Below are 15,514 nucleotides of genomic sequence, written 5' to 3' on the forward strand. Positions count from 1 at the left end.
CGTCTTCTACGGCAGCAAAATTGATCTGTCGTGGTTATGTGAATAAAGCCGGCTTTTGTTATGCTAGGGGCAGTTTAGCCAATTCAAGAGTAAACCTGTGTCTGCAAATTTTATTGATAGTGAACTGAGTGCGTTGAAAGACGCGGTGGCAATGGCGCTGGAGTATGCCAATAGCCTGGGCTCCAGTGCTGCCGAGGTGGCCATCAGCAAGCAACAGGGTCTGAGTGTTTCCACTCGCCTCAAGGAGGTGGAAACCGTCGAATTCAACAAGGATGGCGCGCTGGGGATCACCCTGTATCGCGATGGACACAAGGGCAGCTCTTCTACCTCGGATCTGTCGCCGGAGGCGATTCGCCAGGCGGTTAAGGCCGCCGATGGTATCGCCCGCTATACCAGTGAAGATCCTGCCAGCGGTTTGGCCGACTCTGAGTTGATGGCGAAAGATTTTCCCGATCTGGATCTCTATCATCCCCGTCACACCAGCCCGGAAGAGTTGGCCGAGTTGGCGATTCGCGCCGAAACCGCAGCGCTGGACAGAGATCCGAGGATCAAGAATTCGGATGGTGCCAGTGCCAACGCCCACAACAGCGTCAAGGTCTATGGCAACAGCCATGGTTTCCTGCAGGGCTACTGCAGCTCGCGCTATAGCCTGAGTTGTGTGGTGATTGGCGCCGAAGAAAATGGCGATATGCAGCGCGACTATGACTATGGTATCAACCGCCGCTTCGAAGACTTGTTGAGCCCGGAGCAAGTGGGGATTAAGGCTGCCGATAAGACGGTTGCCCGTCTCGGTGCCCGCAAACTGGCAACCGGCAAACTGCCTGTGTTGTTTGCGCCAGAAGTGGCCACAGGTCTGGTGGGGCATCTGGTCAGCGCCATCAGTGGCTCAAGCCTGTATCGCAAGTCCAGCTTCCTGCAGGATGCTATCCACACCCGGATTTTCCCCGAATGGTTCAGCATTGCCGAGCAGCCGCATCTCAAAGGCGCTCTGGCCAGTGCCAACTATGACAGCGAAGGGGTTGCGACCCGTGAGCGGGACATAGTCCGTGACGGCACACTGGAGAGTTACCTGCTGACCAGTTACTCGGCGCGCAAGCTGGGACTGGTCAATACCGGCCATGCCGGCGGCATCTACAACTGGATGCTGGCCGATACCGGCCACAGTTTTGATGAATTGGTGCGTTCCATGAGCCGCGGGCTCATAGTCACAGAGGTGATGGGTCAGGGCGTGAATATGGTTACCGGCGACTATTCCCGCGGCGCCGCCGGCTTCTATGTCGAGAATGGCGAAATCCAGTTCCCGGTCGAGGAGATCACCATAGCCGGTAACCTGAAGCAGATGTACCGTTCCATGCAGGCGGTTTCCAGCGACAGAGATCTGCGCTCCAGCATCCGTACCGGGGCAATATTGCTCGATGAGATGAAGATAGCCGGTAACTGAGCCGGTTTATCATGATCTGAAGCCCGCCACTCAGGCGGGCTTTTTTAGGGGCTCTTGATGGAATCAAGCTCTCTGCGGGACCTTACAGGGGACGATAGGCGCTTTCGCTCGGGTCTGTGCTCTCAAAAGCGCTCTGCCGCCTTGGGCTGAGCTCTTTTAAGTTATTGCAGATACTGTGGGCTCTGTGCTCGTCTCCTTGATGCAAGATGGTGAACATATATTGCAGTGCCATGGCATTGAGATAGTCCGGGTGAACCGGCGGGAAGATATCGGCATCGATTTTAGCCCGCTGTAGGCGTTTGTTTATCGCTTGTAGACGGCTGCGCAGCACCTGCTCTAACGCGGTTTTCAAGTGCTGCTCTTCTTCGGCCATCAAGTTCATGGCCGAGTTCAATTGTGCCTGAGGGGCCAATGGTTTGCGGGAAAACATCTGATAACTCTCCGGACTCAAAGCCGCATGGTAACGCCAGTATGCTGGACTCAGGCTGAACTTCGAGTACCTCAGCCTGAGTTATTGACGGCAAGATCATTATTATCCGTGGGAGTGAGGCATCTTGGTCGACCCCTGGCTCAGCTGCATATGGTGTTGCAAGAGCCGCTCGGTCTCACCACTGCTGGCCATGTTCTGCAGTGCTTGTTGTAACGCATAGGCGATGCTGCCCGGTCGCAATTCTTTAGGGTTGTTGTCGATGGAGAGTGGCTCGTCGGCAACATAGTCTGGGTTGACACGGGCATTGAAATAACGACTCTTGCGTGAGAATCCCAGGTGTCCCTGACGCGGGAGTTCGCAGCAGTCTGGATGTAGTTTCAGCCCGCGCTGTGGATGGCTTTCCAGCCAATATTTCAGACTGGACTCATCATAAATATAGAAATCGCCCTGATGCTGTTTGAGAAAGGCTATCGCCGAGTCTGTGCCCATATCAGGTGGGGTTCGCGTTATCAGTTGATCCGGCAGCCCCCCGAGTTGATAACTGCCGGGAGAGATCAGCAGCACCAGCTGCTTGTCTACCAGTTGCTGCAGCGAAGTGATATCACTCAGGTCATCGCGACTGACGCCGATATAGCGTTCAGATAGACCGTTGGCAATGAAATAGGCATAACGGTTGCGTTCCTGGGAGAAGGCCAGTCCGGGATAGAAGTCGATATTACCCTTGGCGATTTCCCGAAGGATGCGCTTTTTAGGCGCGCGTATAATCTTGAGACTGCAGCCTATTCTGGCTGCCGCCTCTTGATAGAGGCCGAGATAGAGGCCGCTGTTATCCGGGGCCTGAGCAATAAAGGGGGGCCGGGCATTGGTGCGATAGCCCATGGTTAGCTCACAGGTTTTGGCGGCAAGCGCTTGTGATGAACAAACGATAGCCAGCAGTGCCAGACAACAGAACTTGATTGTCACAGAACAAAACCTCCCGGATTGACTGAAACAGACTGAGTCTCGAGTGCTTTTAATAACATGATTAATATGCCGTTCGACATTGTACTTTGGGCTATAGTATTTCGCATGATTATTGACCGGCTTGGCCTGTTTGTATACAGAGTCAGTCACAGGATCTATGCTGCCGCTCGCGAATGTCCGGCCCAAGTTTTTGGCCGAGCAAAATTTTTTTGCGACAGGGAAGAAGGAGTTGGTGTTGTGGATAAAAGGGAGTAGTATTTGTGCGATTTTTGTCCGGCATGGCCGGGCAAGTCTCATCCAATTGAAATAAGGAGCCGATATGGCCAAACATATTAAGCAGACCGCACTGCTGGAACATGAATCCGGTCGTGGACAGATCAAAGATAACGCCCTCAAGGCCGTGGTGACCAGTTCACTGTTTCGCTGTCGCAGCGAGAAGCCGAAGAAGGGCAAAGGATCATACAGTCGTAAAGGACGCAATGGAAAGGGGCAACAGGGTGTTGCCCCTTTTGATTTTATGACTCTAATCTTTTCACCCTGCTGACACCTCAAGAAAGATTTCTCCAAGGTGTTGGGAGAGTTTATTCCGGCATCTGCACCAGTTCGGCCCACAGATCGTGCTCATCAGAATGAGTGATCAGTGCGCGCACCATGTCCCCTGGGCTTAGTTCCACTTCACCGTTTAAGAATACCATGCCGTCGATTTCAGGCGCATCGGCATAGCAGCGGCCAATGGCGCCTTCCTCGTCCACATCATCGATAAGGACATCCAGCTCACGGCCTACCAGGCGCGCCAGCCGCTCGGCACTGATCTCGGCCTGCACCTGCATGAAACGCTCATAGCGGTCCTGCTTGACCTCTTCACTGATAAGCTCGGCCAAGGTATTGGCCACGGCGCCATCGACTTCCGAGTACTTGAAGCAGCCCACTCGGTCCAGCCTTGCTTCACGCAGGAAGTCCAGCAGGATTTCGAAATCCTCTTCGGTTTCACCGGGGAAGCCAACGATAAAGGTTGAGCGGATCACCAGATCCGGGCAGATCTCACGCCATTTCTTGATGGCGTCCAACTGGCGGTCGACCCGGCCGGGACGCTTCATCATCTTGAGCACGCGAGGGCTGGCGTGCTGCAGTGGCAGATCCAGATAGGGCAGGATCAGTCCTTCGGCCATCAGCGGGATCAGCTCATCGACCCAAGGGTAAGGGTAGACATAGTGCAGGCGTACCCACACACCCATCTTGCCCAGATGGCGGGCCAGGGTGGTGATATCTTGCTTCACCGGCATGCCGTTCCAGAAGTCGGTGCGGCCGCCCTTGTCTTTGCCGTAGGCCGAGGTGTCCTGGCTGACGACCAGAATTTCCTGAACGCCGCTTTCCACCAGGCGTTTGGCTTCATCCAGCACGCTGCCGACACTGCGGCTGTCCAGATCGCCCCTCAGCGCCGGAATGATGCAGAAGGTACAGCGGTTGTCGCAGCCTTCGGAAATCTTCAGGTAGGCATAATGCTTGGGGGTCAGCTTAACGCCGGCTTGTGGGATCAGCGAGGTGAAGGGGTTGTGCTCCGGCTTGGGCACATACTTGTGCACATGGTTCAGCACGGCTTCATAGCTGTGGGGGCCGGTGATCTCCAGTACATCCGGATGCACTTCGCGGATCTGGTTTTCCTTGGCGCCCAGGCAGCCGGTGACTATCACCTTGCCGTTTTCTTCCAGCGCTTCACGCACGGCATCCAGCGACTCTTCCACCGCGGCATCGATAAAGCCACAGGTGTTGACTATTACCAGGTCGGCATTGTCATAGCTGTTGGTAACCTCATAGCCGTCGATGCGCAGTTGGGTGAGGATCCGCTCGGAATCCACCAGGTTCTTGGGGCAGCCCAGGCTGACAAAGCCGATGCGATTGCCGCTGGTTTGGGCCTCGGCAGGGCTGTTTCCCTGTGCCAGAGTCTTGGCCGGAGTGTCCAGAGTCGTGGTCTGCTTGGGATCAAAAATGTCGACTGATTTCTTCAAGAGCTGTTTTCCGCAATGCTAAAGCTGATGGAGCACGCTTGGGTGCCGGTAAAATTGGCGGCGATTATACCTCAGCCATAGAAAAGGTACAGTTGGACTGGTTGATTTATGTTCTATGTTGCCATCTCGGTTGCCGCTTCAAAACGTCGTTGAAAAATTTTTTGATTTTTTTAACCCTTTTGGCAGCTGGCTGCGTTTCTATGGTCAACGAAGCGAACTTTTTGGAGAACCAAGATGAAAAAATCTCTGCTGAATCTGGCGCTGATAGGCGCACTGTTACCCGCTACTCTGATGAGCCACTCAGTACTGGCTCAGGATAGACCTCTACTGGAAACCACAGGCGTCAGCCAGATACAGGTTGAGCCCGATATGGCCGAAATCCATGTTGAAGTGTCATTAAGCGAATCTGATGCCAAGGCGGCCAAGGCCGCATCCGACAAGGCTGTGGCCGCTTTTATCGAGCGCCTGCTTAAGGCCGGGGTCGCTAAGGAGTCGATTGCCGCCGCCAATCTGAATCTGCAACCTGAGTATGTTTACCTCAAGGACAAGGCGCCCGAGCTCAAGGGGTATCGCGCCAGTCGTAGTGTGACCGTGTTGGTGAAACAGTTGGATCAGCTCAATCCCATACTGGACTCGGCGTTAATAGGCGGGATCAACAAGGTGAACCAGATCAACCTCAAGTCCAGTAAAGAAGCCGAGATGCGCAAGCAGGCGCGGCAGGCGGCCATTGAAGATGCCAAGCAAAAGGCCAGTGAGCTGGCGGCCGGATTTGGCGAGAAACTCGATGGCGTCTGGTCGATTCGTTATTTCGACCAAGGCCCGGTGCGCCCAGTGATGTACAAGGCCGCCATGATGGCTGAAGGCGCTATCAACCAGAGCTATGAGTATGGCCAGGTAACCTTCTCCGACAGGGTAGAGGTCAGCTACAAGCTGCGTGACTGAAGTAAGCATTCGGGTGAGAGCCGCCGGCTCGCTGATGGAGCGAAGCAGTTTTTAACCGTGGCTCGTGAACAAGCGGTGCCGGTATTGCTAGGCCGTGACATGAGTCACTTCCCCTAGGCTTAATGCCCGCCTAGCGGGATATTTACCGCCAGAGGCACAATCCAGCTTGCTATTGGGGCCGTGATAGTTAGAATGCCAGTCGAATACCTTTGAGTAGAGGCGCGCTGCCTAAGAGTAACCGGGAAGAGGGTGATGCCTTTGAGGCCCGGGGAAAGGAGTCGGCGCCGAAGTAGCCAGGTCATCAAACCTGACTGCTGGTTCTGTATCTAATAGGTGCAGGACTGCCATAGTCATCCACTATGGAGCGCTACCTGAAGGAGCTGAGAAGTTTCTGCCCTCCTTGGTCTGAGTTTCTTCGATCCTATCGGTAGATCTCCACCTTAGTTGTTTTAGGTGTAAAGAGATCATGAATATCATGCATTTTGCGGACTCTCCCTGGTCCATAGTTCCTCCTCTGCTGGCGGTTGCGCTGGCGATCATCACCCGTAGAGTACTGCTCTCCCTTGGGGTAGGCATAGTCGCCGGCAGCCTGATGTTGCAACAGTTTTCACCGCTGCAATCGCTGCGCTACCTGTTTGACAGTGTGCTGAAAATCTTCTGGGTCGATGGTGCTCCCAACAGCGATAACCTGAATATGCTGCTGTTTATGCTGCTGCTGGGTGGGCTTATCAGCTTGATGACCGCCTCGGGTGCGACCCGGGCCTTCGCCGAATGGGCCGCCAGGCGCTGCCAGAGCCGCAAGGGCGCCAAGTCGCTCACCGGCTTGATGGTGTTTGCCTTTTTTATTGACGACTTCTTCCACAGTCTGTCGGTGGGGCCCATTTGCCGCCCTGTGACCGACAGATTCCAGATCTCCCGCGCCAAGTTGGCCTATCTGCTGGACTCAACTGCGGCGCCCGTGTGCGTATTGATGCCCATCTCCTCCTGGGGGGCCTATATCATCGCCCTGGTGGGCGGCATACTCGTGGCCCATGGGGTGACAGAGCAGAGCCCGATCGCCGCTTTTGTGCAGATGATCCCCATGAATCTCTATGCGGTATTTACCCTGATCATGGTGGTGGTGGTCATCGCCTTCCAACTGGATATTGGGCCGATGCGACAGCATGAGCAGCGGGCGCTCGAAGGCAAGCTCTGGGATGAATCTAAGGGCCGGCCAATCGGGCTGGATATGGAAGCCCCGGCCGACAGCCGCGGCGGCATGCTGGATATGGTGTTGCCGATAGTGACACTGACGGCGGCGAGTATCTATTTCATGCTGGACTCCGGGGCCCAGGTATTGGCCGCCAATGGTCAGGCCTTCAGCGTGCTGGGCGCCTTTGAACATACCAATGTGGGCTCATCTTTGGTTTATGGCGCCCTTTGCAGCCTGGCGGTGTCCGGCCTGTTGGCCCTGCGTCTCGGCCTTGGGATCGCCACTTGGCTGCGCGCCGCCCCCAGAGGCGTCATGGCCATGTTGCCGGCGATCAACATACTGCTGTTTGCCTGGACCATAGGCGCCGTGGTGCGTGACATGGAAACCGGCAAATATCTCGCCAGCCTGGCCAACGGCAACCTGCCCACAGGGCTGCTGCCTGTGGTGGTGTTTGTGCTCTCCTGCGCCATGGCCTTTGCCACAGGCACCAGTTGGGGCACTTTCGGTATCATGTTGCCACTCGCCGGAGATATGGCCGCCGCCAGCGATATCCAACTTCTGCTGCCCATGCTGTCGGCTGTGCTGGCCGGTGCTGTGTTTGGCGACCACAGTTCGCCCATCTCCAGTACCAGTATTTTGTCGGCCACCGGCGCCGGCTGTCACCATATAGATCATGTGCTGACCCAGTTGCCTTATGCCCTGACAGTCGCCTTCGGGGCAGCGCTGGGGTATCTGGCCATGGGGCTGCTGCACTCCACCCTGGCCGGTTTCCTGGTGAGTGCCGCTTGGTTTGCACTCTTCTGCCTCTATCACGCTAGGCGCTTCCAGGCGGCTCCCGAGGCCGCCATCGGCTGAGGCTGAGATGGGATACCAAAAAGCCCCGGGAGTTTTTCCGGGGCTTTTTACTCTTGCCAAAGGCTCGCGAAGATAAGGAGTCTCAGTGATCCAGATAGAGATAGTTCTGCCAGCTTTTCATCCTTATCAATACCTTACGCATGATTGATACATGCTCAAAGCTATCGGAATAGATGGCGATCTCCACATTGGTACCCAGTGGCAAATGATACTGACTCAGATCATCCAGCGGCTTGAGTTTCACCAGAGGTCGGCCGTTGAGGCGAATTTGTGACGAGCCATAGAGCTGCCCCTGCGCCTGCACCTGAGATTCACCTATGGCCGGCAGCACTTCGACCACTTCGGCTTGAAACACCTTGCCCGGCAGAGCGCGGAAGATCAGCTCGGCCTTGAAACCGGGTTTCAGCCGCAGCAGCGAGTTTTGCCTAAAGGCGCCGACAAAGAAGCGCTCCTCCTGATGGACAAAGGTCATCACAGGCCTGAGGGGCATGGGCACCACCATCATTCCCGGTCTCAGGGTCAACTGGGTCACATAACCGTCTGAGGGGGCGCGCATGCTGGTTTCCTCCAGATTGAATCTGGCTTTTTCCAACATGGCGGCAATTTCGGCCACCTGGGTGTTTTGCCCCTGATACTCGGCTTCCAGTGCCAGCTTGGCGCGCCGGGCTTCGGCCTCGGCCGCCTCTACTGAGGCCTGGGCGCCGAGATAGTACTGACGACGGTTGTCGACATCGGCGCGGGTGAAGGCGCCTTTTTCAAAACCGCTGCGGTAGCGCTCATATTCCAGTTGGGTTCTGTCCCGTTCGGCCTCGGCCTTGATGCGACTGGCCTCGGCGGCCTTATAGGCGGCGTCCAGCCCCAATACCGCCTGTTTAGCCTGCTCCAGGCTGGCCCCCAGCCGGGTGACTTCTGTCTGATAAGGAGTCGGATCGACCCGGAACAGCAACTCGCCCTCCTTTAGCAGTTTATTGGGGGTGACGGGCACTTCTATGACTTTGCCGCGCACCGAGGGGATCAGCGGGGTGGTGACATACATCTGGCTGCCCATGGCGGTATGGGGATGGTTGTAGTTCATCAACAAAATCAAGGTGCCTATCAGCACTACTCCGCCGAGCACGGCGGTGGGCACACTCCACTTGTTGAGCGGGATGCGGAAAATCTTGAAGATGGCGACACAGATGGCGGTGTAAGTGAGGATAAGCAAGAGATCCATTTATCTGTTCTCCCCATTCTTGTTATTACTTTGGCTCTGATTATCTGTACCTGGAATGTCGGTCGAGTCTGCTGCCGTATCCAAGTCCATGCTGCTGGTGGGTTTGGGGTCGGCTGGGGGCACTTCTGAAGATGTTTGGACTTGGGTTGGTTTTCGGACTGGGGTTGGGCTTTGGACTTGGGCACTCGGCGCTGCAAGGGCCTCAGTGGCGGCATGCTTTTGGGCTTCCAGGGCGGCGACTTTTTCACTCAATAGCTCCAACTGCTGCGCTAGGAGTACGGTTTCATGGTGCAGTGATTGCTGCTCCTGTTGAATTTTATCAAAGCCCCAACCCCGGTCCTCACGCCAGAGAGTGGCCCAGATCCACAGAAACGGCCACAGCACATGTAGGGTAAACAGGCTCACCCAGCCTGCGTAGTGAATGGCGTCCTGATGGGGGTGGTTGCGTTTCTTGGCCAGCTCGTAGGGGATGTCGTGGATCACTATCACCCCGTAGAAGATCACCAGGGCGACAAAGATCAGCAGCCCCAGTGCGATATAATCCAGTGTCATCTAATCGGGTTCCCTTATTCGTAGATACGCTTGAATAAGTGTAGATGGCCGCTGGCGGATTGCCCGGGAATGATGAATTTTTTCAGGGGTATAAGACGAAAACCGACTCGCGCCCGAAAGGGTTAGGGCTCGGCAGGTCCCGGCAGCATAAGCTGATAAAATGCCAAGTCCAGCCAGCGGCCGAACTTATAGCCCACCTGGGGCAGGGTGCCTGAGTGCTTGAACCCCAATTTCAGGTGCAGGGCAATACTGGCCTGGTTTCCGGCATCTATGGCGCCCACCATGGTGCGCATGCCGCGCTCCCGGGCCTGGGTTATCAAATGCTGCATCAGAAAGCGCGCCACCCCTTTGCCTCTATGCTCAGGGTGTACATACACAGAATGTTCCACTGAGTAGAGGTTGGCCGGATAGCCGCGAAACGGGCCTAAGCTGGCAAATCCCAACAGTTGCCCCTGCTCATCCTCGGCGCCCAGAATCGGCCAGCTGCCTTGCTGTTTGGCGCCGAACCAGTCGCGGATCTGCTGCTCGCTCCTGGGCTGGTATTCATAAAGGGCTGTGGTATGGGCAATGGCATGGTTGAAGATGGCGCGTATCGCTTCGCCATGTTGCTCAAGTTGGCAGTGACACAGATGCATTCCAGGCTCCCAAGGTGGTTTCGCCTGAGTATGCCACAAGCCGGTCGGCGTGCCACCTAATGGACTGGATATCAAAAACAGTGCCTGCCCAGGTGGCAGGCACTGCTCAGGCTCAGTGCTGATCCAGCATGCCTTGGGTGACAATGAAGTCGATGATTTCAGCCACCCCTTGCCCCTGCTTGAGGTTGCTAAATACCCAAGGCTTGTTGGGGCGCATTCTGGCGGTATCTTCGGCCATCACTTCCAGCGAGGCACCGACATAGGGCGCCAAATCTATCTTGTTGATCACCAGCAGATCGGAGCGGGTAATGCCCGGGCCGCCCTTACGGGGGATCTTCTCGCCCTCGGCCACATCTATTACATAGATGGTCAGATCTGCCAGTTCCGGGCTGAAGGTGGCACTGAGGTTGTCGCCACCACTCTCGACAAAGACCAGATCCAGGCCGGGATGGCGCGCCGTCAGTTCTTCCACTGCCGCGAGATTCATAGAGGCGTCTTCGCGAATTGCCGTATGGGGGCAGCCACCGGTTTCCACGCCTATGATGCGGTCGGCGCTCAAGGCCTCGGCGCGGGTGAGAATTTTGGCGTCTTCCTGGGTATAGATATCGTTGGTGACCACGGCCAGGTTGTAGTTGTCACGCATCGCCTTGCACAGGACTTCCAGCAGTGCTGTCTTGCCCGAACCAACGGGGCCGCCAACGCCTATGCGCAAAGGTTGTTTGGTTGTTTGCATATTTTCTCTCATGAACGAAACAGTCGGGTGTATTGGGTTTCATGGCGGGCACTGGCAATGGCCAGCGCCGGGGTATAGCTGCCGATATCGGCCTCGGGCCAGTCTTGCGCCTTTTGCAGCGCCTCGGGGATCTCGGCGCTCAGTTGCAGCAACAGCTGCTGACCGGCGCTCTGTCCCAGAGGGATCAGCTTGACGCCGGCAGTGACGGCATTTTCGAGCCAGCTCCAGCAATAGGCCTCGCACAGTTCATATGTCGGCAGTTGCCAGTGTTTGGCTGCGAGGGCAAAGGCCGCCAATTGGGTTTGCAGCACCAGTTCCCGTTCCTCGGACGCAAGTGGGATCCCCAGTTGTGGCAGCAGTTTGGCAAAGGCCTGACCGCGCTGGCGTTCTTCCTGCCTTAGTTCTGCTGTTTCGCGACTGGCCAGCAGTAGGCGGCAATAGTCGCTCGCCGCAGAGACGTGTTCCTGCGCCAGCGCCTGACACAGACGCATCAGCAAGGGCAGCTCCAAGGTGGCCAGGCTGTCTTTAAGTTGGTTTCGCAGCCAGTGTCCCAGGGTGACAGGGTCTTTAACCCAGCCCCGCTCTATGGCCCATTCCAGTCCTTGGGAATAGGTAAAGCCCCCCACAGGCAGAGACGGACTCACCAACTGATAGAGGCGCAAGCGGCCAAGCTCGCCGGGGGCCTTGGTCTGAGGCTCAAGGCACTGCTGCCCATGGGCTGGAACCCGGCCTGGGCAGATATTAGTGGTCATGGCTGTGGTCGTGATCATGTCCGTGAGAGTGCCCATGACTATTGGCGTGGCTATTGGCGTGACTATGAGCGTGACTATTACCGTGACTATGGCCGTGACTATGGCCGTGGGCACTGCCACCATAGGCCCCCGCCTCGGGTTGGAACTTGTCCTGGCGATAGCTGACCGTGAGTCCGAGTCCCTTAATCATCTCGTCCAGAACATGATCGTGCAGGTAACAGCATTGGCCTTGGGTTATCTGCAGCGGCACATGACGATTCCCCAGGTGATAGCAGGCACGAGCCAGCAGCAGTGGGTCTGAACTGCTGACCACAGACAGGTTCTCGGCCTTGGCACAAACCTTGGCCAACTCGCCCGTTTCCGCCTTGAGTATATCGCCCTCTTTGAGGACAGTACCGCGTGGCAAAAACAACCCGGCTTCGCTGCCGTCACTCAAGGTCACTCTTTGGCGGCTGCGAACCCGCTCATCCATCGACAGCCAAAGCTGCAGTGTTGGGGGCTGTTGGCATTCATCGGCTTCCAGGCGTTGACAAAAATGGATCATCTAAACTTGCTCCTCTTGGTTTCAAGGCCCGAATATCAGAACAGGAAGTAACGCTGGGTCATGGGCAACTCAGTGGCCGGTTCACACACCAGCGGCATACCATCGGCCTTGACCTCATAGGTTTGGGAATCCAGTTGGATCTCCGGGGTATAGTCGTTATGCAGCATCTGTTTTTTACTTATGTTGCGACAGCCCCTCACTTCACCTATGCGACTCTTGAGCCCCAACTTACCTGGTATATCCGCTGCGATGGCCGCTTTGGACAGAAACAGCATGGAGCTGCTGTGCAGCGCCTGGCCAAAACAGGCATACATGGGGCGATAGTGCACGGGTTGCGGGGTGGGGATGGCTGCATTAATGTCGCCCATAGGGGCATAGGCTGTCAGGCCACACTTGAGCACCAGCGCAGGTTTAACCCCGAAAAATGCCGGATCCCAGAGCACGATATCGGCCAATTTGCCCGGCTCTATCGAACCCACCTCATGGGCTATGCCATGGGCGATCGCCGGGTTGATGGTGTACTTGGCCAGATAGCGTTTAATGCGCTGGTTGTCGTTGTGCTCCGTGTCTCCCGCCAGAGGCCCGCGCTGCAGCTTCATCTTGTGGGCACACTGCCAGGTACGCATTATCACTTCCCCGACCCGGCCCATGGCCTGGGAGTCGGAGGACATCACTGAGATGGCTCCGAGATCATGCAGTATGTCCTCGGCGGCTATGGTCTCACGGCGAATGCGCGACTCGGCAAAGGCCACATCTTCGGCAATGGCCGGATCCAGGTGATGACAGACCATCAGCATATCCAAGTGCTCATCCACTGTGTTGACAGTGTAAGGCATGGTGGGATTGGTAGAGGCCGGTAGAATATTGGCTTCTCCCACTGACTTGATCACATCCGGGGCATGGCCGCCACCGGCGCCTTCGGTGTGAAACACATGAATGACCCGGCCATCGATCGCCTTAATGGTTTCTTCATAGAAACCGGCTTCGTTGAGTGTGTCCGAGTGAATGGCTACCTGCACATCCATCTCATCGGCCACCTGCAGGCAATGATCTATGGCGGCTGGTGTAGCCCCCCAGTCCTCGTGGATCTTGAAGCCCATGGCTCCGGCCGCTATCTGTTCCCGCAGTGCTTCCTTATTGCTGACATTGCCCTTGGCGAACAGGCCTATGTTGATTGGCAGTGAGTCCACGGCTTCCAGCATCCGGTGCATGTTCCAGATCCCTGGAGTGACTGTGGTGGCGTTACTGCCGGCCACAGGCCCTGTGCCGCCACCGATAAAAGTGGTGACGCCACTGACCAAACCTTCTTCGGCCTGTTGTGGGCAGATAAAGTGGATATGGGTATCCACCCCACCGGCGGTGACCAGCTTGCCTTCACCGGCCACCACTTCGGTTGCCGGGCCAACCACTATGTTGACACCATCCTGCACATCCGGGTTACCGGCCTTGCCTATGGCCTGAATGCGGCCGTCTTTAATGCCTATGTCTGCCTTGACTATGCCCCAGTAATCCAAGATCAGGGCGTTGGTGATCACCAAGTCGACACAGTCGGCCGCCAGTGCCTGGCTCTGACCCATGCCATCGCGGATCACCTTGCCGCCACCGAACTTGACCTCTTCGCCATAACGGCAGTAATCCTGCTCTACTTCGAGGAAGAGCTCAGTGTCGGCCAGCCGTACTCGGTCGCCCTTGGTTGGGCCATACATGTCGGCGTAGGCCCGTCGTGATAACTTGCTCATTTTGCCTCCAGTGCGCCCATGATGGCGCCGCGAAAACCATAGATGGCCCGGCGACCGCCAAAGGGCACCAGCTCCACGGTTCTTTGCTGGCCGGGCTCGAAACGGATCGCCATGCCAGCCGGAATATTTAGCCTTAACCCCTTGGTTTGCTCGCGCTCGAACGCCAGTTGGGGGTTGACCTCGTAAAAGTGGAAATGCGAGCCGACCTGAATTGGCCTGTCGCCCAGATTAGCCACCGAAATTTTCAACTTGGGCAGGCCAGTATTGATTTCAATGTCGCCCAGAGCCTCATTGAGGCGGTATTCGCCCGGGATCATCCGCTGCCTCCAATTAGATTATCGGTTCGTGGATCGACACCAACTTGGTGCCATCGGGGAAGGTGCATTCCACCTGAATGTCGCTGATCATCTCGGGGACGCCCTCCATCACATCCTCGGCACTGAGTATGGTGCGGCCGTAGTTCATCAATTCGGCCACCGTCTTGCCGTCGCGGGCCCGCTCCATGATTTCACAGGAGATCAGGGCTACCGCTTCCGGGTAGTTCAGCTTCAGGCCACGGGCCCGGCGACGTTCAGCCACCAGCCCGGCGGTGAACAACAACAGTTTGTCTTTTTCTCTTGGGGTCAATTCCATCTTCTGGTCTCGCTATCAGGTCGCCCAAATCCTTGGCGGCTGCGGCAGAAGTCCGTGCCAGTGTTGGTGGATCTGTTGCCAGACGGCAATCAAGGCCGTCATCAGCACTTCGGTTTGGTGTCCCAGCAAACGGATACAAAGAATGCCGTCTACCAGGGTGGCACCGTATTCAAAGTCGTTTGTGCCTGCGGCGAAGGTCGTCAATGCCTGGCGTACCAACGCCAGCAACTGCGCATCGGCGGGGAAAACGTAGCAGTTGCCCTGCATGGGATAGGTTTGCAATCCCGCCAACTGCTCTGGGTTGCCGGCCTGCTGCACCAACAGGCCTTCGGACAGGCGCAGCTCGCCATCCAGATAAATTTGGCTGCGGCCGCGAATATCGCCATGGCTGAAGCATTCCTTGAGCACAGGGCGACCGAAGCAGAGCATCTCCCAGCCGATGAAGCGTGCACCTGTGACCAGCTCTATGCGGGTTTCCAGGCGGGCACAGGCACCGGGGAAAAACAGGGTTTCCTGGGGCAGCCATTCCAGCAGGGCGCCATCGGCCACTTGCAGTTGCAGTTGCTGAGCCGCATATTGGCCGCCGCTGCGGTAAAACTTACCGGCGCCCGGAGTGGTTACCAGGCTGTGGGCACCGCTGTCGGCGGCGATAATAATTTGCAGCTGGTCGCCGCCGACTACACCGCCCGGTGGATGTAATAGATAGGTGTGGCAGACCCCGGCTTCGGCCTGAAACGGGCGTTGCACCAGCAAGGGACCAAATTGTTCCCTTTGCAGCAGCCGGGTTTGCCCCCGTCTGGGGCCATAGCGCAGATAGAGTCGGGCACGCCAGTTGGCATGCGTTACAGGAATTACAGACACACTTACCCCTGCCCAGGAATTGT

16 protein-coding genes, 1 pseudogene and 1 riboswitch are annotated in these 15,514 nt (G+C 56.6%); of the genes and pseudogenes, 4 read left to right on the plus strand and 13 right to left on the minus strand.

Annotated features, from left to right (window positions below; genetic code table 11):
- Positions 1 to 97: 97 nt before the first annotated feature.
- Positions 98 to 1,441 carry a metalloprotease PmbA gene (gene pmbA / locus CBE72_RS14860; RefSeq protein ID WP_100144595.1) on the plus strand — a complete coding sequence of 448 codons (1,344 nt, stop codon included), beginning with the start codon at positions 98 to 100 and terminating at the stop codon, positions 1,439 to 1,441.
- 82 nt (positions 1,442 to 1,523) lie between these two features.
- On the opposite strand, the gene CBE72_RS14865 is transcribed toward pmbA, so the two are convergent.
- Together CBE72_RS14865 and CBE72_RS14870 are read right to left on the minus strand one after the other, a co-directional pair.
- On the minus strand, positions 1,524 to 1,871 hold the full coding sequence (locus tag CBE72_RS14865; RefSeq protein ID WP_100144597.1) for a hypothetical protein: 348 nt from the start codon (positions 1,869 to 1,871) through the stop codon (positions 1,524 to 1,526).
- A gap of 102 nt (positions 1,872 to 1,973) precedes the next feature.
- Positions 1,974 to 2,834, minus strand: coding sequence for a substrate-binding periplasmic protein (locus CBE72_RS14870; RefSeq protein ID WP_100144599.1), 861 nt, complete (start codon positions 2,832 to 2,834; stop codon positions 1,974 to 1,976).
- A 319-nt stretch (positions 2,835 to 3,153) separates the two neighbouring features.
- Here CBE72_RS14870 and CBE72_RS14875 point away from each other — a divergent pair, with 319 nt between their 5' ends.
- Positions 3,154 to 3,378: a ribosome alternative rescue factor ArfA gene (locus tag CBE72_RS14875; RefSeq protein WP_096141104.1), complete on the plus strand. Its 225-nt coding sequence runs from the start codon at positions 3,154 to 3,156 to the stop codon at positions 3,376 to 3,378.
- A gap of 37 nt (positions 3,379 to 3,415) precedes the next feature.
- On the opposite strand, the gene rimO is transcribed toward CBE72_RS14875, so the two are convergent.
- Positions 3,416 to 4,840: a 30S ribosomal protein S12 methylthiotransferase RimO gene (rimO, locus tag CBE72_RS14880; RefSeq protein ID WP_100144601.1), complete on the minus strand. Its 1,425-nt coding sequence runs from the start codon at positions 4,838 to 4,840 to the stop codon at positions 3,416 to 3,418.
- Between the two features lie 234 nt (positions 4,841 to 5,074).
- Here rimO and CBE72_RS14885 point away from each other — a divergent pair, with 234 nt between their 5' ends.
- Together CBE72_RS14885 and CBE72_RS14890 are read left to right on the plus strand one after the other, a co-directional pair.
- Entirely contained in the window at positions 5,075 to 5,782 is a 708-nt protein-coding gene (locus CBE72_RS14885) for an oxidative stress defense protein (RefSeq protein WP_025010213.1), read from the plus strand.
- A 206-nt stretch (positions 5,783 to 5,988) separates the two neighbouring features.
- A riboswitch (Lysine riboswitch) is annotated at positions 5,989 to 6,160 on the plus strand.
- Between the two features lie 88 nt (positions 6,161 to 6,248).
- The gene (locus CBE72_RS14890; RefSeq protein ID WP_100144603.1) at positions 6,249 to 7,829 is read left to right on the plus strand and encodes a Na+/H+ antiporter NhaC family protein; all 1,581 of its coding nucleotides are present in this window, start codon (positions 6,249 to 6,251) and stop codon (positions 7,827 to 7,829) included.
- Positions 7,830 to 7,911: 82 nt separating this feature from the next.
- Here CBE72_RS14890 and CBE72_RS14895 read toward each other — a convergent pair whose 3' ends face one another.
- From CBE72_RS14895 to CBE72_RS14940, 10 genes and pseudogenes are all read right to left on the minus strand, one after another.
- Positions 7,912 to 9,042: an HlyD family secretion protein gene (locus CBE72_RS14895; RefSeq protein ID WP_100144605.1), complete on the minus strand. Its 1,131-nt coding sequence runs from the start codon at positions 9,040 to 9,042 to the stop codon at positions 7,912 to 7,914.
- A gap of 317 nt (positions 9,043 to 9,359) precedes the next feature.
- Positions 9,360 to 9,594, minus strand: a pseudogene (locus CBE72_RS14900) (DUF3302 domain-containing protein); the annotation flags it as partial.
- A gap of 122 nt (positions 9,595 to 9,716) precedes the next feature.
- Positions 9,717 to 10,229, minus strand: a complete 513-nt coding sequence (locus tag CBE72_RS14905) for a GNAT family N-acetyltransferase (protein ID WP_100144607.1) — start codon at positions 10,227 to 10,229, stop codon at positions 9,717 to 9,719.
- 112 nt (positions 10,230 to 10,341) lie between these two features.
- Complete coding sequence (gene ureG / locus CBE72_RS14910) at positions 10,342 to 10,962, minus strand: urease accessory protein UreG (RefSeq protein WP_039033554.1); 621 nt, start codon at positions 10,960 to 10,962, stop codon at positions 10,342 to 10,344.
- A gap of 8 nt (positions 10,963 to 10,970) precedes the next feature.
- On the minus strand, positions 10,971 to 11,750 hold the full coding sequence (locus CBE72_RS14915; RefSeq protein ID WP_308419686.1) for an urease accessory protein UreF: 780 nt from the start codon (positions 11,748 to 11,750) through the stop codon (positions 10,971 to 10,973).
- A complete protein-coding gene (ureE, locus tag CBE72_RS14920; RefSeq protein ID WP_100144611.1) occupies positions 11,704 to 12,258 on the minus strand; it encodes an urease accessory protein UreE in 555 nt (184 codons plus the stop codon). The genes CBE72_RS14915 and ureE overlap by 47 nt, the downstream gene beginning before the upstream one ends.
- Positions 12,259 to 12,293: 35 nt before the next feature.
- The gene (ureC, locus tag CBE72_RS14925; RefSeq protein WP_100144613.1) at positions 12,294 to 13,997 is read right to left on the minus strand and encodes an urease subunit alpha; all 1,704 of its coding nucleotides are present in this window, start codon (positions 13,995 to 13,997) and stop codon (positions 12,294 to 12,296) included.
- On the minus strand, positions 13,994 to 14,314 hold the full coding sequence (locus CBE72_RS14930) for an urease subunit beta (RefSeq protein WP_039033551.1): 321 nt from the start codon (positions 14,312 to 14,314) through the stop codon (positions 13,994 to 13,996). The genes ureC and CBE72_RS14930 overlap by 4 nt, the downstream gene beginning before the upstream one ends.
- 13 nt (positions 14,315 to 14,327) lie before the next feature.
- On the minus strand, positions 14,328 to 14,630 hold the full coding sequence (ureA, locus tag CBE72_RS14935) for an urease subunit gamma (protein ID WP_039033550.1): 303 nt from the start codon (positions 14,628 to 14,630) through the stop codon (positions 14,328 to 14,330).
- A 15-nt stretch (positions 14,631 to 14,645) separates the two neighbouring features.
- Positions 14,646 to 15,491 (minus strand): urease accessory protein UreD, encoded by an 846-nt coding sequence (locus tag CBE72_RS14940; RefSeq protein WP_229671989.1) that lies wholly within the window; start codon positions 15,489 to 15,491, stop codon positions 14,646 to 14,648.
- Between the last annotated feature and the right edge of the window lie 23 nt (positions 15,492 to 15,514).

Origin of the sequence: Shewanella carassii (genome assembly GCF_002777975.1) — a bacterium.
GTDB classification, from domain to species: Bacteria; Pseudomonadota; Gammaproteobacteria; order Enterobacterales; family Shewanellaceae; genus Shewanella; species Shewanella carassii.

Bases quoted from the DNA above. Each gene is read 5' to 3' on its own strand.
- CBE72_RS14865 (WP_100144597.1), bottom strand. From the start codon at position 1,871: ATGTTTTCCCGCAAACCATTGGCCCCTCAGGCACAATTGAACTCGGCC.
- CBE72_RS14875 (WP_096141104.1), top strand. From the start codon at position 3,154: ATGGCCAAACATATTAAGCAGACCGCACTGCTGGAACATGAATCCGGT.
- CBE72_RS14885 (WP_025010213.1), top strand. From the start codon at position 5,075: ATGAAAAAATCTCTGCTGAATCTGGCGCTGATAGGCGCACTGTTACCC.
- CBE72_RS14890 (WP_100144603.1), top strand. From the start codon at position 6,249: ATGAATATCATGCATTTTGCGGACTCTCCCTGGTCCATAGTTCCTCCT.
- CBE72_RS14895 (WP_100144605.1), bottom strand. From the start codon at position 9,042: ATGGATCTCTTGCTTATCCTCACTTACACCGCCATCTGTGTCGCCATC.
- CBE72_RS14905 (WP_100144607.1), bottom strand. From the start codon at position 10,229: ATGCATCTGTGTCACTGCCAACTTGAGCAACATGGCGAAGCGATACGC.
- ureG (WP_039033554.1), bottom strand. From the start codon at position 10,962: ATGCAAACAACCAAACAACCTTTGCGCATAGGCGTTGGCGGCCCCGTT.
- CBE72_RS14915 (WP_308419686.1), bottom strand. From the start codon at position 11,750: ATGGGCACTCTCACGGACATGATCACGACCACAGCCATGACCACTAAT.
- ureE (WP_100144611.1), bottom strand. From the start codon at position 12,258: ATGATCCATTTTTGTCAACGCCTGGAAGCCGATGAATGCCAACAGCCC.
- ureC (WP_100144613.1), bottom strand. From the start codon at position 13,997: ATGAGCAAGTTATCACGACGGGCCTACGCCGACATGTATGGCCCAACC.
- CBE72_RS14930 (WP_039033551.1), bottom strand. From the start codon at position 14,314: ATGATCCCGGGCGAATACCGCCTCAATGAGGCTCTGGGCGACATTGAA.
- ureA (WP_039033550.1), bottom strand. From the start codon at position 14,630: ATGGAATTGACCCCAAGAGAAAAAGACAAACTGTTGTTGTTCACCGCC.